Origin of the sequence: Planktothrix pseudagardhii (genome assembly GCF_904830925.1) — a bacterium.
GTDB lineage: Bacteria > Cyanobacteriota > Cyanobacteriia > Cyanobacteriales > Microcoleaceae > Planktothrix > Planktothrix tepida.
In genome coordinates this window covers 1349414-1370798 of record NZ_LR882967.1, presented here as the reverse complement: position 1 = coordinate 1370798, position 21385 = coordinate 1349414, and the positions used below count along the sequence as shown (strand labels likewise).

Sequence of the window (21385 nt, the reverse complement as noted above, 5' to 3'; positions counted from 1 at the left end):
AGTCTCTCTCTACTTTGTTAGAAAATAGAAGTCGTAAAGTTGGTGACAGTCAACAAGTTAGGATCAACGTTATTCAGGGTAGCGAGAATTTGATTATTGACCTGAATTTGAGTTGAACCATTGACCAGGGTTAAAGTCAGTTGTTCAAAGGTGAGACCGCCATCAAGGACGATAATATCCACCCCAGAAGTAAAGTCAGTAATGGTATCGGGGCCAAATCCTGAAACCAGAACAAAGCGGTCACTGCCTTCGCCTCCAGTCAGGGTATCAGCACCGGAGGCCCCCACCAAGATATCGTTACCTTTGCCTCCGGTGAGAATATCGTTGTCTTGGCCACCATCAAGGGTATCATCACCGTCATCGCCCCAGAGTGCATCATTGCCCTCGTTCCCGTCTAGGAGGTCGTTGTCCTCGCCTCCGTAAATCAGGTCATCCCCGGAGTTACCGGAGATTGTATCGCGCTGTTCGTTACCAAAGAGGCTATCGTCACCGTCGTTTCCTTCTATTAGGTCAGTTCCCAGGTTGCCAAAAATCAGATCAGTTTCGTTACCACCTTTAATTGAGTCATTATTCTCACCTCCAAAGAGTTGATCCTTGCCATCGCCACCATCAATTAGGTCATCTCCTTCGTTACCATTAATCGAGTCATTGCCAATATTTCCAGCAATGGTATCGTTACCCAGGTTGCCAAACAAGTCATCATCATCATCGCTGCCGTCGATTTGGTCGTTGTCTTTGCCACCCAAGACGGTATCATTGCCTTTACCAGCATCAATAAAGTCCTCACCTTGATTACCGTTAATGTAGTCATTCCCATCTCCGGTTTGGATGTTGTTGTTACCTTCTTTACCAAAGACGGTATCAGCTTCTGTTGTACCTGCTATGGATTGATCGCTGACAACGTTGGCTTTTAGGGTGGGAAAGGCGATGGCTTTCACAAAACGGGTGGGGTCGTAGATATCCCCACTGGAGTTTGCTGGCAAAGTGTCAGAAGTTGGTTCTGGTGTGGGTGTGGGTGTGGGTGTGGGTTGGACAGTTGGTTCTGGTGTGGGTGTGGGTGTGGGTTGGACAGTTGGTTCTGGTGTGGGTGTAGGTGTGGGTTGAGGAGTAGCTTCAACCGTCAGTTGGAAACTATTTTCAACGGTGGCATTACTACTATCTTTAGCTGTCACTTTGATAGCAATATTCCCGACATCACTGTTAGTCGGTGTTCCGGTAAAAGTTCCCGTTGTGCTGTCGAAAGTTAACCAACTGGGTAAGGCTGTACCATCAGCTAAGGCGGCGCTATAGGTTAGGATGTCTCCATCAATATCGCTAAATTTATTAGCAATATTGAGATTAAAACTGCTATCTTTTGTTGCGGTTTGAGTCGTGATAGGAGTTGCCGTTGGAGCGTGGTTAACGTTATTAACGGTGAGTTGGAAACTATTTTCAACGGTGGCATTACTACTATCTTTAGCTGTCACTTTGATAGCAATATTCCCGACATCACTGTTAGTCGGTGTTCCGGTAAAAGTTCCCGTTGTGCTGTCGAAAGTTAACCAACTGGGTAAGGCTGTACCATCGGCTAAGGCGGCGCTATAGGTTAGGATGTCTCCATCAATATCGCTAAATTTATTAGCAATATTGAGATTAAAACTGCTATCTTTTGTTGCGGTTTGAGTCGTGATAGGAGTTGCCGTTGGAGCGTGGTTAACGTTATTAACGGTGAGTTGGAAACTATTTTCAACGGTGGCATTACTACTATCTTTAGCTGTCACTTTGATAGCAATATTCCCGACATCACTGTTAGTCGGTGTTCCGGTAAAAGTTCCCGTTGTGCTGTCGAAAGTTAACCAACTGGGTAAGGCTGTACCATCAGCTAAGGCGGCGCTATAGGTTAGGATGTCTCCATCAATATCGCTAAATTTATTAGCAATATTGAGATTAAAACTGCTATCTTTTGTTGCGGTTTGAGTCGTGATAGGAGTTGCCGTTGGAGCGTGGTTAACGTTATTAACGGTGAGTTGGAAACTATTTTCAACGGTGGCATTACTACTATCTTTAGCTGTCACTTTGATAGCAATATTCCCGACATCACTGTTAGTCGGTGTTCCGGTAAAAGTTCCCGTTGTGCTGTCGAAAGTTAACCAACTGGGTAAGGCTGTACCATCGGCTAAGGCGGCGCTATAGGTTAGGATGTCTCCATCAATATCGCTAAATTTATTAGCAATATTGAGATTAAAACTGCTATCTTTTGTTGCGGTTTGAGTCGTGATAGGAGTTGCCGTTGGAGCGTGGTTAACGTTATTAACGGTGAGTTGGAAACTATTTTCAACGGTGGCATTACTACTATCTTTAGCTGTCACTTTGATAGCAATATTCCCGACATCACTGTTAGTCGGTGTTCCGGTAAAAGTTCCCGTTGTGCTGTCGAAAGTTAACCAACTGGGTAAGGCTGTACCATCAGCTAAGGCGGCGCTATAGGTTAGGATGTCTCCATCAATATCGCTAAATTTATTAGCAATATTGAGATTAAAACTGCTATCTTTTGTTGCGGTTTGAGTCGTGATAGGAGTTGCCGTTGGAGCGTGGTTAACGTTATTAACGGTGAGTTGGAAACTATTTTCAACGGTGGCATTACTACTATCTTTAGCTGTCACTTTGATAGCAATATTCCCGACATCACTGTTAGTCGGTGTTCCGGTAAAAGTTCCCGTTGTGCTGTCGAAAGTTAACCAACTGGGTAAGGCTGTACCATCGGCTAAGGCGGCGCTATAGGTTAGGATGTCTCCATCAATATCGCTAAATTTATTAGCAATATTGAGATTAAAACTGCTATCTTTTGTTGCGGTTTGAGTCGTGATAGGAGTTGCAGTTGGAGCGTCGTTAACGGCCGTAACCGTAATGGAGGCGGTGGCGGTGTTGACGCTAAAGGCTGTTGTACCACCGTTAATGCTGGTGTCGGCTGTACTTCCGACTGTACCTGTGGACTTATCCCAAGCCCGGAAGGTGAGGGCAGTGGTAATCGTCCCGTTGTAGTGGGCAGTGGGTTGGAAACGAACTTTATTCCCCGCATCTAATAATAGGGCGTTACTGTTGCTGACGGTGGGGAAGTTTGTCCAGGTTGTACCGTTGGTGGAATATTGCCAAGTACCGTTATTGTCGGCGGCTGTAATCGCGATGGCTTCGGTGATGGTGGTGGTGTCTACATCGGATATGGGGAAAAGATTGTTATAGATTTTGCTGATGCGGCCAGAACTATCTTTGCCCGTGAGCAGGATGTCGGTGTCCCCATCAGAGTCAAAGTCGGCTGTGGTGACGGAACTACCGTAAACACCATTTAGGGAGATGTTGGTGTTTTCACTAAAACCGCCACTGCCGTTGTTGCTATAGATTTGGCTGATGGGGTTATTAAAACTATCGTAGCCCGTGAGCAGAATGTCGGTGTCACCATCAGAGTCAAAGTCGGCTGTGGTGACGGAACTACGGAAAACACCATTGAGGGAGACGTTGGTGTTTTCGCTAAAACCGCCACTGCCGTTGTTGGTATAGATTTTGCTGATGGGGTTTCCTGAACTATCGGAGCCCGTGAGCAGGATGTCGGTGTCCCCATCAGAGTCAAAGTCGGCTGTGGTGACGGAACTATAGGAAACACCAGTGAGGGAGATGTTGGTGTTTTCGCTAAAACCGCCACTGCCGTTGTTACTATAGATTTGGCTGATGCGGTTTCCTGAACTATCCCGGCCCGTGAGCAGGATGTCGGTGTACCCATCTTTGTCAAAGTCGGCCGTGGTGACGGAACTATAGAAAACACCGGTGAGAGAGACGTTGGTGTTTTCGCTAAAACCGCCACTGCCGTTGTTGCTATAGATTTGGCTGATGGGGTTATTAAAACTATCGTAGCCCGTGAGCAGGATGTCAGTGTACCCATCTTTGTCAAAGTCGGCCGTGGTGACGGAACTGTAGAAAACACCGGTGAGAGAGACGTTGGTGTTTTCGCTAAAACCGCCACTGCCGTTGTTGCTATAGATTTGGCTGATGGGGCCAGAACCATCTTTGCCCGTGAGCAGGATGTCGGTGTTGCCATCAGAGTCAAAGTCGGCTGTGGTGACCGAACCAGTGGCAACACTGGTGAGAGAGACGTTGGTGTTTTCGCTAAAACCGCCACTGCCGTTATTGCTATAGATTTTGCTGATGGGGTTAGATGAACTATCGTAGCCCGTGAGCAGGATGTCGGTGTTGCCATCAGAGTCAAAGTCGGCTGTGGTGACGGAACTTAAGTAAACACCATTGAGGGAGATGTTGGTGTTTTCTTTAATACTTCCAGCCGGAATTATATCTTTGATAACATCCCCACTAGAATTGTTATCATCTTCGTTAATCGTGGTGAGGCTATAGGTGAAGTTAGTATTATCTAATACGGGCGCATCATTAACAGCCGTGACCGTAACTTGGGCGGTGACTGGTGTAGGGGACACCAAACCGTCGTTATCTTTGGCCACCACTTGCAAAGCGTTGACCGTGCCGTTAACGTTAGCATCCGGTGTCCAATAAGCTTTTTTCGTGGCATCTATTGTATCATTACTTCCTGCAACCCAAGCTGTGGCACTGGCTGCATCGTTGCCAATTTTTAACGTCCCGCTACTGACGGCTTTCACAACAAAGGCATCCACCGTGCCATCACTGTCTGCTTCATTTCCTTGGGCAACAAGGTCAGCAAAGGTGAGTTCGACTTCTGTATCTTCGTTGGTGGTGTCAACCGGGCCAGCAAAACTGCTGAAGGTGGGGGGGGGTGGAGGTGGGGGTGTTGCTATAGATTTTGCTGATGGGTTTATTAGAACTATCTTTGCCCGTGAGCAGGATGTCAGTGTTGCCATCAGAGTCAAAGTCGGCTGTGGTGACGGAACCCTTGTAAACACCATTGAGGGAGATGTTGGTGTTTTCGCTAAAACCGCCACTGCCGTTGTTGCTATAGATTTTGCTGATGTAGTTAGATGAACTATCTTTGCCCGTGAGCAGGATGTCGGTGTCCCCATCAGAGTCAAAGTCGGCTGTGGTGACCGAACTAAAGTAAACACCGGTGAGAGAGACGTTGGTGTTTTCGCTAAAACCGCCACTGCCGTTGTTGCCATAGATTTGGCTGATGCGTTTATAAAAACTATCGTAGCCCGCGAACAGGATGTCGGTGTTCCCATCTTTGTCGAAGTCGGCTGTGGTGACGAAACTATAGCCAACACCGGAGAGGGAGACGTTGGTGTTTTGGCTAAAACCGCCACTGCCGTTGTTGCTATAGATTTGGCTGATGGGGTTATGTGAACTATCGTAGCCCGTGAGCAGGATATCGGTGTCCCCATCTTTGTCAAAGTCGGCTGTGGTGACGGAACTATTGTAAACACCGGTGAGGGAGATGTTGGTGTTTTCGGTAAAGTTAAAACTAGAAGTCATTTTTTTAATCCTCTTTAATGAGGTAGTTAGTTGATGGAAGAATGAATCTCAAACCTATTCATGGGAGTTATTAGCGGTTTCCCATTTGTCGAAATGCCGATTCTAAGTGGCTGACAAACCCTGATACATTAAATAACGGGGCATCTCGTTTTTGTAACCGTTGACGCAACTGTTGCAACTTTTGGGGATGGGTGGCCCAGTCAATCGCCTTTTGTTCGTACTCCTCCACACTGTTAGCAATCATTTCTGGGAGTCCGGCGCTGGCACAAATACTCGCTCCCATGCGGGAGGCGTTGGTGTCACCGGGTTTTGTCAGTACAGGTACACCCGCCCACAACGCTGCTACAGTGGTGGAACCGCCACTATATATCCACGTATCTAAGGCTAAATCTGCCAGTTGTAAGCGGGCGAGATATTCGGGGTGGGGCTGTTTTTTGGCAAAAATTAGTCTTTCGGGTGCTACCCCCATTTCCCCAGCACGGCGACGGAGGTTTTGCATTGTCTCTTCTACTGCCAAAGATAACCACAACACACTACCTTCAACTTGCTGCAAAATTCCCATCCAAACGGCAAATAAATCCGGCGTAATTTTAAAGTGTCGGTTGTAGCAAACAAAGACAAAACCATCTTCTGGCAACCCAAATTCAGCCCGACTAAATTGTTTGTTGGAAATCTCCATCGGTGAACAGATAAACTGATGGGGTAAATAGATAATTGACTCGCTGTAATTTTTAGCTAAATCTGCTGGTACTACCCATTCATCCGTTAGCAAATAGGGGATAAAATTCCCTCCCATTGTATTGGGATATCCCAGAAAACTTGCCTGTATAGGTGCAGGTTGATAAGCCAATATTTCCGGTTTACCGTAACCTGTATAACCCGCTAAATCGATTAAAATATCAATGCCATCAGCGTTAATTTGCACAGCAGCATCAGAGGCAGAAAGTTGAGCAATATCTCGAAATTGATCACAGCCATTTTTAATGATTTCTGTGACTTCATCGTTGACATTTAATAGGTTATAGCCAAAGATTTCAAACTCGTCTCGGTTATGAGTTTCAAAAATTTGATAAATTAAACGTCCGACGGCGTGACTATAGAAATCTGGGGAAACATAACCCACCCGCAGTTTATCGGTTTTTTGAGAATAGATGAATTTAGGTTTTTTCTCAGCTATTGATTTCTCAATTCCTGCGGCGTGTTTTTGGGCAACGGCTAGGGATAATTCTGAGGGAATAGGAAGGGCGTTTAACTGAAAGGGAGCTAAGGTAAACCCTTTCTTGTCTTCCTGTATATATTGGGTCGTGGAATTTATCAAATCTTGGACAAAATTATCATAGTTTTCCCAGTCGCAGAGATTCAGTTTCACAAACCCGATATGGGGATATAAATATTCAGCATTAGGGTTGAGGCTTTGCACTCGTTCATAGGCGAGTTTTGCTAAGGTAAATTGACTCTGAAATTCCCAAATTTGCCCAAGTTGAAAATAGGCATCGGCGTAGTTTCGTTGGTGTTTAGCTGCGGTTTGAAAGAGTTGAATCGCCTCGTCTAATTTAGCTTTTTCTTTATACAACAAACCTAAATTGTACAACGCCGGAACAAGCTCAGGGTTTAATTCCAAGGCGCGTTTTAATAACTCCTCGGCTTGATTTAGCTGGGTTTTAATTAGATAAATTGACCCTAAGTTAGTCAAGGTTAACGCTGAATCTGGGTTAATTTTTAGAGCGTTTTGATAACAAGTTATGGCTTCAGATAAGCGATTTTGCTGTTGGAGTAAGGTTCCTAAATTATTGTGAGCAGGAATATAGTTTGGGTCGGCTGTTATAGCGTTTTGGAAACAAGTGATCGCTTCTTCAATTTTTCCTTGTTTTTTGAAATCTTGCCCCCGTTCAAATTCAGCTTTTGCTACTTTTAATTGTGGGTTTTCTAACGTCCTTAAGTGTTGTTCTAGGATGTCATCTAATTCTGAAATTGTCGTCTCATCTTCTCGAAAAATCTGCCCGACATATTCAGTATTTTGACGAGAAAGTGGAAAGGGTTTTCCTTCAGAAAATTCATCATGAACCAAACTTTGATATTGAGCTAAAGGATAAATGACATCGTTCAAAAACAGTTTATCAATGCCTTTTCTTAAAGATTGAGAATGAGTTTTAACATAATTATTGATAGCAGTTTTGATCTCTAAATTTCCTTTAAATCCCCACATTCCTCCCATAATTTTGCTTCGATGCAAAGGATGATCTCGCATAATATGAAAGGGAAAAGGACTGGTTAACCATTCATCAACGGCGGCTTTTTCTCGTTGATTGAGTCGCGAGTCCGTATCCCGAATAATTGTAATTTCGACATCGGGATCATTCAGGGCTAGAAACCGCCAAAATAATCCGGTACAATTTTGAGAGGGGGTTTGCATCGGAATAATTTCAACATGACTCCAAGCCGCTAAACGTTCTAACGTTTCTTTGGGAACAGTTTCATCTACATAAAACCGACAAATCCAACCTGGATAAATTTTAAGCGCTAATTCCGCATTTTTAATCGCACCAATATTGTACATAGGATCATTGCCCCAAATACTAAAAGAGATGACTTTTTTCTGGGTTTTTGTGGGGCTACCAATAGTTACTAATTTAGCAATATTTCCACTTTTAAACCCTAAAGCCATCGGACATTGAACTTGGGGCAAAATCGCCACATCATAAAGTTCTGTGGCTTCGGTATCCATATCTAGCCACTCGACAATATCCCCGGTTTTTATGTCAATAATTAAGATGCCACAACGAGCTTCTGCTTGTTTTTGTTGCAGTTTTTCTCCGAGTAATAAACCGGAAAAATGATAATCTCTAGGTTTAGATAAACCAACAACGGCAAAATCTCCGACAAAAGCTAACCCCCGTCCATAACCGGGACAAAAGGTAACTGCCACAAATTCTTCGTTATCAATGTAGCCAAAATCTCCTGTTCCTGAGTTCAATAACCACAATTTCCCTTGATACCATCGAGGTGAATGGGGCATGGATAAACCCCTAGCGATGATATCGTTGGTTTGAATATCGATTACCACTCCCCCATCACTCCTTCGATGTCGCCAACCCGATGCCACATCCGAACAACTCACCGCCGTTACATAGCGGGGAATACCGTTAACGGCGGCTAACCCGTTAAGGTGACAGCGATCTTCCGGGGCGAGTTTGCTGATAAAATTCGGTTGCCATACAGGGGTAAAGCTGTGTTGGGGATGGAGCGTTGCTAAACAGCTATATTCGGTATTGGCAAAGATGATGTTACCTTGAGGATCAACTACAAGGTCATGTACGTCTAAATCTCCAGTGGTGTAGGCAATTCGAGGGACATAAACGCGATCATATTTCTCCTGTAAAAGTTCCCCGTTTTCTAGGATATTTTCAAACTGCCAAATTTGATAGCGGGTAGCAAGGTAAAAGCGTTCTGTAGTTGCATAAAGTCCCATAGGTCGCTCAAATTCCCAAACGGGGGTGGAAATTTGGCCGTTCGGTTGGACTCCAATCAAACCAAGGCGGTTTGTTTGGTAGGTAGTTAGGGCGAGGCTGACTTGCTGTTGGTGCAGCCATTCCAGAAAGTGCCGCGAGAAAGGAACTGTTAGGGTTTTAGGATTGTTCATGGGTTGTTGCTTGAGCCAAGTCCAAAAAGTTGAATTAGCTCAGATGTTAAGTGCTTATGTAAAATCAATGACCGAGTTGAGAAAAAAACCGGGAAGCTGGAATCACCAAATGTGCAAATAATTATGTTTGGACACTTATTGAGTCCCTAAATAGGCCATTGGGAAATCCTGAAACTCTTGTAATACAAGTGGCCTTGCTTGAAGCAGATACAGAGTTGAAAATGTTGCTAAGCTGTTAAGCATCTAAATAGGGTATAATGAAAAACCAAGTTTAGAAAAATCAATCAAAAGATGCCTGCTAAAAATCATTTAAATGAAAAGCAAGTAGAGAAACTACAGAAAAGATTGAAAGAGGAAGAAAATGGACAAATCCGAGAAAGAATCTTGATTTTATTATTGCTAAATGATGGTAAAAAGCAAAGTGAAATTGCCAAGTTTTTGGGCTGCTCATTAAACAAAGTATGTTATTGGTGTGTACATGGAGACCCTGACAAATTAGAAAGCCTAAAAGATGAAAGAATGAAAGGAAATTATAGAAAAGCCACAGACAAATATATAGAGATATTATTAGAAACAGTAGAAAAAGAACCGGAAGAATTAGGATATGAATTTGGGAGATGGACAGGAGAAAGATTGGCAACTTATTTAGAACAAATCACAGGAATCAAATTAAGTAGTTCACAAGTGAGAAAGATATTAAAGGAAAAAAAGTATGTTTATTTGTGGGCAAAGTATAGCTTAGAAGAGAAAAGAGATCCAGAAAAAAGAAAATTATTTAAAGATAAAATAGAAGAATATTTGAAAATAGCAAAAGAAAGTCCAGAACAATTACAGGTATGGTTTTGGGATGAAAGTGGATTTAATTTAAGAGTGATAAAAAGAAAGAATTGGTGTAAAAAAGGGAAGAGGAAACAGATTAGAGGAGACAGGAGGAAAGGAAGAGTTAATGTGATGGGAGGATTGAGGTACTCGGATAAAAAAAGATTTGTAGAATTTCTGGATAAAGGAAATGCAGATAATTTTTATCAAGTGTTAAAAAGTTTTTATCAAGAGCTAATTTATGAATGGGTATTAGCGGGAAATCAAGCAGAAGAATTTGTAGAAAAAGGAGCTAAGATCCTGATTATTCTTGACAATGCAAGTTTTCACAAAAAAGAAGAGTACCTAGAAAAAATTAAAGCAGAAATGCCGAATGTCTATTTAGAATTTCTTCCAGCATATAGTCCAGATTATAATTTAATTGAATTAGTCTGGCATTCAGCTAAAGAATATATAGCTCATCGACTCTTTAAATCAGTTGATGAGCTAGAGTGTTTATTACATCAGCTTTTAAATGAAGGACAGTTATCTATTAAATGGGGACGTAAACTTAAAAACAAAGGTAATGCTATAATCACAGTTTAAATACACAACAGCTTATCTACGAACGAACAGGCAATGATATCAAAATGCGAAAGGAGGAAATCGGCAAACTTTATGACAGTTATCGAGTTGAAATTGATGAAATTTGGGATACCCCTGAACGGAAAACCAGAGCCGCTCATGCCCTGTTCCAAGCTACCCACACTTGTGATAACCTCAGCAAACACCGGACAGTCGGTCAGAAAGTCGCAGAGGAACTAGAAATTACCTTTTCCCTTCAGCAAGATTACGAGTTACTTCACGAAGCGTTGCCACGAGATGTTTATGTCCTGCAAGTTCCTTTCAAGAAAGTGAAAACTCAAGACGGCCGTAGTATTGACCTTCCTAACCAATGGAAAGATTCACTGGATAGAAAAGGTATTGAATACGAAGCCACTGCTCATCACGAATTACCCTTAGTTGAATTTGCCTTTAAAGATTTACCCCAGAACATGGTAGCGAAACTTGATGCTAAATACGGAGATAACTCCAACGACCATATCGATCCTGACGCTTTGAAAGTGACAAATTACTCAGGTAATGAAACCCGATTGCTCATTGTACCTCCGGTTGATTGTCGCTGGATTGAATCTCAAGATAAAGCGGGTCGAGGCGCACTGGTCTATAAACTATTTATGGATGAAATTTGCCATGCGTTGTCCAATTATCAGGTTAACCAAATCGAAGTTGTTAATGTTAAACATCCTGATAACGACTACTCCCAGGAAGATTTCTGCAAGTCTAAATGGAAAGACCGCAAAGTGACTCTGCAAGTGGGAACCCTAGACTTACCTCCTACTCACGAGAAATATTACCGATTTCAAGGCACTCCTATTATTCAACTGGACGAGAAAAAATTGGGAACCTTCTCCCCCGATAGTCCAAAATTACCCCCTGGAACCACGTTTGAAGCCACGATAACGCTGAATCAAAGTGGCAGGTCACTGATGCTGAAGGTTGATTCTGAATCAATTCAATTGCCTCAAACCCAATTGCCACCCATTGATTCCCCTGAACCTTCTCACCGTTTTGTTTCCATCGTTGACAATGGCAGTCAAAAACCCGCTTTAAAACCAGAAAGAATAGGGAATAACGGAAAGTACAGTCCCACGCCTGCTAACACTGACCACTGGCGGCTTTCTCTCCAAGATCTGCTTTTTAGCGTTGTGTCAGACACATACCAACAACGACAAGGGCAACTTACTTCCGATGGCGACGCCGCCTGTCAGCATGGCACCCAGCACTTCAAGTTTGGGGACAACCAATGGACAGCTTATGTGCAACCCAACGGGGATTGCTTTGTCAGAAACGAGTCTAAGCGCACCGTGTTTAAAGCCAACGTTCATACCGGAGAGGTTCAAATTCCCTTGACAGAAAAAGCGGCAACTCGTTTCCAAGACATGATTATGGCGCGAGAGAAAGCGTTATCCCAACCTCAAACAACTCTCCTGTCTACGGCGAAAGCCAAACCAAAAGAACTAGAACTGGTTTAGGCGAGTCGAGAGGGTTGGAGATCTTAAGGCGATGCCGCAAGGCGGCGGCTACGCCATCGCACAGGAGTCAATGGAAAATTTTCCATTGGCTCTTGTTACATTTGTAGTATAAAAATTACATTTCCCCTCTTTCTTTCCACACAAGTCCAAAAAACGGCTAAAAACAGGTAGGGAAAAGTAGGGAAAAAATGCACTATTTTCTCTCTTATTTCCTACTGTAGCCCGTTGAATATATACTCCAGAAAATTTACTCTAACAATTCTAAATTTTCAAGATTAGTCCTGATATACTGTTTGAATACAGGAGATAAATTAAATAAAATTTTTTCTTTTTCTATTCTTTTGAGCAAATAACGTTGACTCAATGATTGTAATCCATTTATTAAATCCGTTGATGATAACGGTAAAACTTGTTTTAAATCTTCTCGTGATACGGGTTCATCTAGTTTACTAATTTGCACAACAATCTTTTGTTCTAAAATTGATAGCCGATTAAATATTTCTGTTAACCTAGATTTTATGTCTTTAGTTATTATTAAACTATTTTCTTTCAAAAAATCATCAGCTTGACCAGCAAAAACTATTTTAATTAAATTCAAAATGTCTTTTAAGTAAGCCGGATTCCCTTCATATAAGTCTATAATTTTTGCTCCATCATGATTATTTTTTAACCCATTATCTTTTATAAATTCGCTGTTATGTAAACCATTTATTTCTAAAGATTTAATTGGGTATAATTCCTCATCTAAGCAAACCATCTCTTGACACTGTTCCTGACTAATTAAAATTAAACTACTTTGATTTTCTATCTCCGTCATCATCGTAAAGAATTTTTGGTAATTCTTATATTCAGTTTTAAACTGTCCTGCTAATTGTTCACTGATAAATAACTCTTGCACATCATCAAGGATAATTAAACATCTTTGATGACGTAAAACATTAAAGAATTGAGTAATTTTGTTTTCACCGTCAGTCACATCACTATCGATAGCTGTTAAAGTTTCAGTGAAAATACTATCTAAAGATTCAGAGAGCTTGATACTTTTCCAAATAATGATATCAAAAAGTTGCAAGTTTAGATCAACAAACTGTTTAACTAGAGTTGTTTTACCAATTCCTAGTAATCCTAAAATTGAAATTAAGCGAGTATTTTGACTCTTCAAACAATCGGATAGAATTTTAAGTTCTATTTCCCGTCCGTAAAACTGATTTATTTTAGGAGCTAGGGTTAAATTATGATATAAGTAGTGGTTATTATTCTTTGTATTTATACTATTAGGATTATTTTTATTTTCAGCAGATGAGCAAAAATTAAAATGATGATTATTATTCTGGTGATTGTTATTTTGTATAATGATGGGAGATGATGTGAATTTTAACCTTGATAAAGTAGAGCGAAAATTACGTTTATTAATATCTTGCTCTAATTGCTCTGAAAAGACTTGCCACAGTTTATAACCAATGTCCCTAATGTGACTTTCACTTCGATTGCACTCTGCTGCGATTTTCTCATAAGTCTGCCCCTCCCAAACTCCCTTAATCACAATTTCCTGAATATCATCTAAATGCTTTCCGGTTTGGGCAAGCACTAGCTCATTCGCAAATTGTAAAATTTCTGTAACATCCATACAAACTCTATCATTTGAGCATTTCAGGCATTATAGCTGAAATTTGGGCAGGCATGATCAGGCATTTTCGGACAATTAGATTAATATTCTGTAACACAACTCAGGATTTAATCAGGCATTTTCCTCTGGTAGTAACTTAGTTTTTTTGCTTAACTAGATAGCAATCCACCAGTTAGGAGTAACCTACAGTATTATGTCAATCACTACTAATATTCCTCAAACCAGCAATTCTAATAACTCTATTACCGCTCGTGTCTTGCAGTTATATGATAAGGTTACTCAAGATAACAATAGTGCTATCGAGACTTCGCTCCTTAATTTAGCTGGCAGTCAAAATAAAAATATTGATAAATCAGAAATAAATTCAGATAGTTATTTAACAAGATATCAAGGATTTGCTGATTTTAGTAGTTGGGGAAACTTTAGTAGTTGGAAATAGAAAAAGGACTTACATACTAACTTGATAATGCTATTATTGTAGGCAGGTTCAAGTAAGCTATTGCCTTTTTTATAGAGTTTACACTGTATACTGTATAGCAATTGATATTGGGGTTTATGAGTAGAAATAATTAATATGTGGAGTTAAGTACCAATGAATTTAAACATTGAAGCGTTTAGATCGCATAGTCCATTAATTATACTGCAACCGACCCCTTTTTGTAATCTTGATTGTAAGTATTGCTATCTACCTAACCGCAATCTAAGACAACAAATGTCCTTAGAGGTTATGCAACGCATCTTTGATGAAGTTTTAAAAAGTCCATTACCTGATCCGATTGAATTAGTCTGGCACGCTGGTGAACCTCTGGCCGTACCAAAAGATTTTTATAGAGACGCTTTTCGGCTCTTAAATCATATAAACTTAAAATATCAACGTAAGTTACAGCATGGTATTCAAACTAATGCTACTCTAATTGACGAAGAATGGATTAGTATTTTTCAAGCAAATAAGATCAATATAGGAGTTAGTATTGATGGGCCTGAATTTATTCATAATAAATATCGAGTGACTCATACAGGATATGGAACACATAAAAAAACCATGCGAGGGATACGCTTACTTCAAGAAAATAACATTCTATTTACTACAATCTCTGTGTTGACAGATTTTTCCCTTAATTATCCCGATGAAATGTTTAATTTTTTTGTTGATAATGGAATTCAGTGTATCGCCTTTAATATTGATGAGGTTAGTGGTCAAAACCTATCATCATCTTATCAAGTTAATGAATCTATATACCAGTATAAAAAATTTATCAATAAATTTCTTGAACTTGTAGATGCTAATCAGGGTTTCCCAGAGGTTAGAGAATTCCTTCAAATTGCATCAATTATTAAAAATAACCCTCATGGGAAAGGCATACTAATCAATAGCACTAATACCCCTTTGCATATTCTAACTTTTGATTATCTAGGAAATTATACAACTTTTTGCCCTGAACTATCAGCAACACAAAGTTCAAAATTTAAAAATTTCATTATGGGAAATATTTTTGATAATCCCATAAATTCTATTTTTGATAATCCTGTTTTTAAAGCGGTTAATATAGAAGTTAAAGCTGGATTAAAAATTTGTCAAGAATCATGCAATTATTGGTCTTTTTGCGGGGGTGGTTCACCCTCTAATAAGTTTTCTGAAACAGGAAGATTTGATGTTGCAGAGACTCTTCATTGTAAGGTTCATACAAAAGCATTAGTAGATAGTATGTTAGATTATCTTGAGTTAAAGGGGAGACAGATTTAGCATGAGTATGGAAAATACTAAGAATAATAAAGGCAAACATTTTATAGTATATACAATTAATAATAAAACCTATAAGTTCGATGTATTCAACCTTTGGAACTTTGTATCTGGGATGAAGGTTGAAGAAGTACCAATTAAAGATTTTAATTTGGATATAGATATATGGTTTAGAGAGTTTGAATTACCAACAGTTTTAAATGTTATCAAGCACTGTCAGAGGATGCTTGATGCAGATTTAGATTTTCCTATAATCATCGCACCAAATGGAATAATTTTGGACGGAATGCACAGAATTGGAAAAGCGTGGATTTTAGGATATTCTACAATCAAAGCCATTCGTCTTGAAGAATTTCCTATATCTGATTTACTTGATCATTGTTAGTTAACTAGATTTTTTTGAGGTTTTGTATTATGGAAAATGCCATTTTTGAAAATGATTTACCTGACATATCAATAGTAGGTTCTGGAATAAAGTTCCCAGAACATTTGACCTTAGAAACAATTGCAATTTTAGAACACTGTCAATCAGTTTATACAATTGCAACACATCTCAATGATGAAAAAAATACTCCTCTGGGTTTACACAAAAAGATCAAAAACTTATGGCATTTATATAAGCCAGATCGATTGCGTCGAGAAAACTATAAGGCTATGGCTCAAGTAATTTTTGATGCCGCCCATCAAGAGCGTCCAATTGCTTATTTAGCGAGTGGGAATCCAGTAGTATTTGATAGTGTAACTCAGTGGATTATTCAAGGTGCAGAAAAGCAAGGTTTGACAGTTAAGATTTTTCCCGCAATCTCGTCTATTGATACAATAATGGTTGACTTAAAATATGAAGTAGCTCCTGGTTTACAAATTTATGATGCTTCTATGCTTGTGGGTTTTAATCTTGAGCCAAGAGTTAATGTCCCTTGTATCTTATTACAAATAAGCACATTTGGAACTTCTTATACAACAGCATATAGAATTCCCAAAAAAGATGTTTTAAGTCCCTTGAAAACGTATTTACTGCGCTTCTATCCTTCTAATCATCAGCTATTCCTAATTAGTTGTCCTTTAAGTAGCGAAAATACTTCAGAGATTATGCCTATTTGCTTGGAGGAGCTTGATTCTACTAACCCTGAACACATTCGAGGTTCATCTCTTTTTATTCCTAAACTTCATAAACCTAAAGAAAATTTGGAGTTTTTAACTAAAATGCAAGATCAAAATTATTTTAGTAATAATTACTCAATTTAATTTTAATGCGTTAAAACCACTGGTTTTAACGCATAATTGCTCTATTATTCAAGTAAATTAAATATTATAATTAAAAACTATTTAATCATACAAACATGGATAAATTGGCTAATGGTATTTGGCAAATTAAAAAGATGTTAAATACTGAAGAATGCAATTTAATAGTTAAAATAGCTTGTTCGGGGGGCTTTACAATAGCACATAAGCAAGCAATGGGACGTTATAATCAAGAAACTTTTATTGAGTCTTCTGAAGTTTATTTGATGCTTTTTTACCATCTACAAAGGTGTATTTGTGAATGTCATGAAATTGCAAGCATCATTTCTATTCAACAAATTATTGAATGTTATCGTTACTATAAAGGAGATTATATTACTCCACACTACGATAGAGCTAGAGAAATTGAACCTAATATTTGGTCAACCCATACCCTTTTAGTATACTTAAGCGATTCTGTTATAGGAGGAGAAACAGCGTTTCCAAAAAAACACATTAGAGTTATTCCTGAACTTGGAAAAGCACTTCTTTTTGAGCATGGTGTCTTGCACCAAGCAATTGAAGTTTTAGAGGGAGTAAAATATGTATCACGTGCTAATATAGCCTTAGCTAAATATAAGCTTGATTCATTGTAAACACTTTCCCTTGGTGATATTGAAGTCTCTTGTTAACAATATTAGTAATTAAAATTTATCTTGAACTAATTCCGAAGTTGGTGTTAAATTTTCTCATTTTTCTTGGCTAAACCGATTTTTATTAATTTGTTTTATAATCAAATTAGTCTAGCTTTAATTATCGGAGAATCGGGTTCTGGAAAAAGTGTTTTAGGATGGCGATTTGCCACAGAAGCTCAATTGGGAGAACTCACCTTTAGAGATGCAATTACTAACGTTACCCTCAGTAGTATTGGTAAACAGCAGCTTGAAAATCTCTATAGTGAATGTCGAAATCAAGTCGGTGAAGAACTCGTAACCTGTTGGAATTCTAAACGTGAAGCGGCGCAAAAAATTGTTGATGAAGCTGAAAGACAAGCGGCGGGTTCTGTTCCTTTGCAAGCATTACGAACCTTTGGACAAATGCTTTGGAATCGTACTTTATTCGGTGCTGCTGAAGATGCCGTTACTTTCGTCACTGACCCGGGTTCAGTGTTTCGCGAAAAAGCCATACCTATTCTTCGTTTTATTCTGTACAGCATTCAGTGGGCCTTCGTCAACGTTCTTGAAGCGGCTTTACTGCTGACTGGTTTATTTGCACCGATCGCAATGGGGTTGTCTCTTCTGCCTCTGCAAGGTCGTCCGATTTGGGCTTGGACAACAGGTTTTCTCAGTTTATTTGGTGTCCAGCTTGGCTACAACATTATCGTTGGACTGGCTGCCGTTGTTCTGGTGAACTCAGGAGCAGAACTGGCCAGTGATGTTGCTTTCCTGTTCTTCATCAGTATTTTTGCCCCTGCATTAGCTCTTCTCATCGCCGGAGGAGGAGGAATTGCTTTATACAACGGCATTGCGGGTCATGCCAAACAACTGGTCGATTTATTCAGCAATGCGCTTGGAGCCGCAAGTAATCTGATTATTTACAAAGGATTCCGATAATATGAAGCTTCAAAAATTAACACAACCTGCACTACTTCCCGAAGCCAAAAATTGGCTTGCCTTGTGTTTTGTGATTTTAACAGCTATCAATTTTGTCACGCTAATTCTACATTTGTTTATTGCCTCCCGTATGAATTCATTGGCTAGTTTAAGAACAACTCAAGTTCAACTCATCAATGGTCAAACTTATTATGTTTCTGAACGAGACCAACGGTTTCGCTATCCATCAGTTATCCAAAATTTCATCAAGACTTGGGCTGAATTAACCTTTAATTGGGATAGTAAACTTCCGGGTACGAATGAAACTGACTCAGGGATCAAAGTCAATTCAAAACGAGTTCCAACCAGTACCTACTTTGCTTCTTTATTAATGGAACCTGAATTTGGCAAGGCTTCTCTTGATAAAATTGCTGAATTGGTTCCGAGTAACGTTTTTTCGGGTCAAGTTCGCTCGACGATTATTATTTCGTTTCTTTCTGAACCCAGAGAAATTCGCCCTGGAGAATGGGAAGTTGATATGATTGCCACTCGGTTAATTGTTGATCGGAGTTTAGGAAAAGATGAAAGAATTCCGTTCAATCGAACCTTTAGAATTAACGCCGTTGAGATTCAAACGGCCCCATTAGGCGAGCAAGCATCCGCATTTGAGCAAAAAGTTTATGAAATCCGCTCTGCGGGGTTAGAGATTAATAAAATCACTGAATTCAATCCCCAATAAAGTGAGGTCAAAATCATGAGTAATAATGGTTTTCAATATCAACCTGATTTTAATTCTGAACCTGATACGATTGAAGAAGGATTAACTAGGTTTAATTTAAAGCAGCAAAATTCCTCTAAAACATCGATCTCTAGCTTTTCAGAAACAATGGATGAACTTAGCCCTGATGAAGAAAGATTATTAGCGGGCTATGATCAAGATGCTTTAGAATTGTTAGCTTCCGAATACAGAATTAAACAGGATGATGAACCAGTAGAAAGTCGAGAACTTTCTCAAAAACCATCTGTTCGGATGTTTTCTGTTTTGACTGCTACAGGTTTGGTTTTAGGCGTTTTTGGTTTCTTATGGTTTGTCTTTTTTGCTCCTAAACCTGTTGCTCAACAACCGAAAACTTCAAAACCCGAAGTAACAACATTTTCCCCTAAAGATGAATCAGGCGAACTGAAAAGTCAACTCGCTTTTCAAGATCAGCAACGAACCCTAAACGCTCAATCTCCAACGCCTAAAAAACTGCCTACTTCAAATGCAGCGCCACCTTCTAAACCCCAACCTACACCTGCATCTAATGCTGCAACCCCCCAACCTGTAAGACCTGTTCAAGCGGCACCACCACCCAGACCCAGAACAGTACAAGTTGTTCCTCCCCCTGTACCGCCTGTACCTGCCCCTCGTCCTGCACCACCCCCCGCACCAACCGTAGCATCTCGCCCTTCAAATCCCCCATTAGAAGAAGTTGACCCCTATCAACGCTGGGCGGAGTTAGCCTCTTTAGGACAAAGCCAAGCCGATGTTACAGACTATCCAGCGATCGCCCGCAATTCTATTACACCTCCGTCTTTTGGGATGACAACGGCCGTAGCAGCACCAACATCTATTCCTCAAACTGAACAATTTATGCAGATTAGTTCACCCACCATCTCTTCTCCAAAACAGTCTGAACAACATCAAGAAATCAAAACAGTTGTTATTGGTAATCCTAGCCCAGAACGTTTAACTTCTGCTTCAACGGTTGATGAAATGAGTGCCGGAGAAATCGGTATTCTTAACCGCACAATAGTTGACGAGAATGGAACTGAATATACTTCTCCTAAACAGATTGCAATTGGTTCATCTGTTAAGGGAAAAGTGATTGTACCGATGATTTGGGATGAAACAAACCAAAGCCCAACGGCGGGAAGATTTGCAGTGGAATTAACTGAGGATTTGTTAGCTACTGATGGGGCGATCGCTTTACCCACTGGAACTATTTTAATTACCGAAGTTGATAATGTTACGCCTGGTAATCGCTTGGTTTCTCAAAGTGCTGTTGCAATAGTTTATCCCGATTCTACTGGCAATATTCAGCAGATGCCTATCCCTGAAGAAAGCTTACTGATTCGAGGTTCAAATAACAAACCGTTGATTGCTCAACGATTATTTGAGCGGGGTTCTACAATTGCTAAAACCGATATTTTAGTTGGTGTATTAAGTAGTTTAGGACGGGTTGGACAAATTATTAATCAACCCACTCAACGCACATTAAGTCAACACAGTGGGCTATTGGGAAGTAGCAGTGTGGAAACTCTTACTGGACGCTCTCAACCTAATATTTTAGCCGCAGCTTTGGAAGGTTTCTTTACACCTACGGCTCAACGTTTACGTGAACGTTCAGATCAAACGTTAGAAGAACTGATGAAGCGAGGTAATGTGGCAATTGTACCAGAAGGAACGGAAGTTTCAATTTTTGTTAATGCTTTTATTACGGTCAATTAATCACTGAATTTAATTCGAGGTTATTGCATCATGAAAAAACTTCTTCAAAAGATGGGTCTAATTGTACTTTCTCCTGTTCTCTCAACAATTCTAATCACCAGTTTATCTTCCCAAAGTTCTGCTCAAAATCCAGCTTTACAACCGATGAGTCGGGATACGGCAACTCGTACAACCACGAATCTCCCCGTCTGGCCAGGTCGCTTTAGCGTGATTGACTTTAGCCAAACCGATGAAATTGTTACTTATATTCGATTAGCTGACCCTTCTAAAGCAGTTTTTAATACTGATATAGAATTAAAAAGTAATCAAGCTCGGATGGTATTAGTTCAACCCATTCAACCTTTAAATTTTCCAGGGGCAACCACCACTTCTATTACTAATCTTGTCATTAAAACTCGCTCTAGTCAAGGTATTGAACGTCTCTATTTGTTTAATATTATTCCCCATTCAGGACAGCCAACCAGTAATGGAATTGCGATGACTACGGGTACACTAGGGCAGGAATCGACAGTGTTTGTAGATCATCAGCGTATTGCTACACTCCAAGATATTGAACAAGGTTTAAAAATTGCTATTCAAAAAGGTTATACTCCTGCCACAGATCCGGTTGTTTTCAAAGTTCGAGAGTTTCTAACGTTGGTCAGAAATGGCATGGGAATTTCTGAAGCATCAGCCAAAACTCAACTGTCTATGCCGATTCTTATTTCCTTGGGAAAATTGGGGCTTGAGAAGCTATAAATTTGATAGAGCTA

General features: G+C 40.0%; 14 protein-coding genes and 1 pseudogene. 11 read left to right on the top strand and 4 right to left on the bottom strand.

Annotation, left to right across the window (positions count from 1 at the left end; genetic code table 11):
* Positions 1 to 17: 17 nt before the first annotated feature.
* From NMK36_RS05850 to NMK36_RS05840, 3 genes are all read right to left on the bottom strand, one after another.
* A complete protein-coding gene (locus NMK36_RS05850) occupies positions 18 to 4850 on the bottom strand; it encodes a beta strand repeat-containing protein (RefSeq protein WP_254175165.1) in 4833 nt (1610 codons plus the stop codon).
* A complete protein-coding gene (locus NMK36_RS05845; protein ID WP_254173273.1) occupies positions 4738 to 5427 on the bottom strand; it encodes an FG-GAP repeat domain-containing protein in 690 nt (229 codons plus the stop codon). The genes NMK36_RS05850 and NMK36_RS05845 overlap by 113 nt, the downstream gene beginning before the upstream one ends.
* Before the next feature lie 70 nt (positions 5428 to 5497).
* A complete protein-coding gene (locus tag NMK36_RS05840; protein WP_254173272.1) occupies positions 5498 to 9067 on the bottom strand; it encodes a TIGR03032 family protein in 3570 nt (1189 codons plus the stop codon).
* Positions 9068 to 9358: 291 nt separating this feature from the next.
* Between NMK36_RS05840 and NMK36_RS05835 the strand changes: the two genes are divergently transcribed.
* Both NMK36_RS05835 and NMK36_RS05830 read left to right on the top strand, forming a co-directional pair.
* The gene (locus NMK36_RS05835) at positions 9359 to 10471 is read left to right on the top strand and encodes an IS630 family transposase (protein WP_254172743.1); all 1113 of its coding nucleotides are present in this window, start codon (positions 9359 to 9361) and stop codon (positions 10469 to 10471) included.
* 44 nt (positions 10472 to 10515) lie between these two features.
* Positions 10516 to 11961 (top strand): hypothetical protein, encoded by a 1446-nt coding sequence (locus NMK36_RS05830; RefSeq protein WP_254173271.1) that lies wholly within the window; start codon positions 10516 to 10518, stop codon positions 11959 to 11961.
* 247 nt (positions 11962 to 12208) lie between these two features.
* Here NMK36_RS05830 and NMK36_RS05825 read toward each other — a convergent pair whose 3' ends face one another.
* Complete coding sequence (locus NMK36_RS05825) at positions 12209 to 13588, bottom strand: NB-ARC domain-containing protein (RefSeq protein WP_254173270.1); 1380 nt, start codon at positions 13586 to 13588, stop codon at positions 12209 to 12211.
* Positions 13589 to 13781: 193 nt separating this feature from the next.
* Here NMK36_RS05825 and NMK36_RS05820 point away from each other — a divergent pair, with 193 nt between their 5' ends.
* The 9 genes and pseudogenes from NMK36_RS05820 to NMK36_RS05780 all read left to right on the top strand — a co-directional run bounded on the left by NMK36_RS05820 (position 13782) and on the right by NMK36_RS05780 (position 21371).
* Entirely contained in the window at positions 13782 to 14027 is a 246-nt protein-coding gene (locus NMK36_RS05820) for a hypothetical protein (protein ID WP_254173269.1), read from the top strand.
* 153 nt (positions 14028 to 14180) lie between these two features.
* A complete protein-coding gene (gene grrM / locus NMK36_RS05815; protein ID WP_254173268.1) occupies positions 14181 to 15332 on the top strand; it encodes a cyclophane-forming radical SAM/SPASM peptide maturase GrrM/OscB in 1152 nt (383 codons plus the stop codon).
* Position 15333: 1 nt separating this feature from the next.
* Entirely contained in the window at positions 15334 to 15714 is a 381-nt protein-coding gene (locus NMK36_RS05810) for a hypothetical protein (RefSeq protein ID WP_254173267.1), read from the top strand.
* A gap of 29 nt (positions 15715 to 15743) precedes the next feature.
* Complete coding sequence (locus NMK36_RS05805; RefSeq protein WP_254173266.1) at positions 15744 to 16574, top strand: SAM-dependent methyltransferase; 831 nt, start codon at positions 15744 to 15746, stop codon at positions 16572 to 16574.
* 86 nt (positions 16575 to 16660) lie between these two features.
* Positions 16661 to 17206: pseudogene (locus tag NMK36_RS05800) on the top strand (2OG-Fe(II) oxygenase); the annotation flags it as partial.
* 102 nt (positions 17207 to 17308) lie between these two features.
* A complete protein-coding gene (locus NMK36_RS05795) occupies positions 17309 to 18163 on the top strand; it encodes a hypothetical protein (protein WP_254173264.1) in 855 nt (284 codons plus the stop codon).
* 1 nt (position 18164) lies between these two features.
* A complete protein-coding gene (locus NMK36_RS05790; protein WP_254173263.1) occupies positions 18165 to 18881 on the top strand; it encodes a hypothetical protein in 717 nt (238 codons plus the stop codon).
* 15 nt (positions 18882 to 18896) lie between these two features.
* The gene (locus tag NMK36_RS05785; RefSeq protein WP_254173262.1) at positions 18897 to 20633 is read left to right on the top strand and encodes a TrbI/VirB10 family protein; all 1737 of its coding nucleotides are present in this window, start codon (positions 18897 to 18899) and stop codon (positions 20631 to 20633) included.
* Between the two features lie 30 nt (positions 20634 to 20663).
* Positions 20664 to 21371, top strand: a complete 708-nt coding sequence (locus NMK36_RS05780; protein WP_254173261.1) for a hypothetical protein — start codon at positions 20664 to 20666, stop codon at positions 21369 to 21371.
* The last annotated feature ends 14 nt before the right edge of the window (positions 21372 to 21385 follow it).

Bases quoted from the DNA above. Each gene is read 5' to 3' on its own strand.
- NMK36_RS05785 (WP_254173262.1), top strand. From the start codon at position 18,897: ATGAGTAATAATGGTTTTCAATATCAACCTGATTTTAATTCTGAACCT.
- NMK36_RS05845 (WP_254173273.1), bottom strand. From the start codon at position 5,427: ATGACTTCTAGTTTTAACTTTACCGAAAACACCAACATCTCCCTCACC.
- NMK36_RS05830 (WP_254173271.1), top strand. From the start codon at position 10,516: ATGCGAAAGGAGGAAATCGGCAAACTTTATGACAGTTATCGAGTTGAA.
- NMK36_RS05810 (WP_254173267.1), top strand. From the start codon at position 15,334: ATGAGTATGGAAAATACTAAGAATAATAAAGGCAAACATTTTATAGTA.
- NMK36_RS05820 (WP_254173269.1), top strand. From the start codon at position 13,782: ATGTCAATCACTACTAATATTCCTCAAACCAGCAATTCTAATAACTCT.
- NMK36_RS05805 (WP_254173266.1), top strand. From the start codon at position 15,744: ATGGAAAATGCCATTTTTGAAAATGATTTACCTGACATATCAATAGTA.
- NMK36_RS05790 (WP_254173263.1), top strand. From the start codon at position 18,165: ATGAAGCTTCAAAAATTAACACAACCTGCACTACTTCCCGAAGCCAAA.
- NMK36_RS05835 (WP_254172743.1), top strand. From the start codon at position 9,359: ATGCCTGCTAAAAATCATTTAAATGAAAAGCAAGTAGAGAAACTACAG.
- grrM (WP_254173268.1), top strand. From the start codon at position 14,181: ATGAATTTAAACATTGAAGCGTTTAGATCGCATAGTCCATTAATTATA.
- NMK36_RS05825 (WP_254173270.1), bottom strand. From the start codon at position 13,588: ATGGATGTTACAGAAATTTTACAATTTGCGAATGAGCTAGTGCTTGCC.
- NMK36_RS05840 (WP_254173272.1), bottom strand. From the start codon at position 9,067: ATGAACAATCCTAAAACCCTAACAGTTCCTTTCTCGCGGCACTTTCTG.
- NMK36_RS05780 (WP_254173261.1), top strand. From the start codon at position 20,664: ATGAAAAAACTTCTTCAAAAGATGGGTCTAATTGTACTTTCTCCTGTT.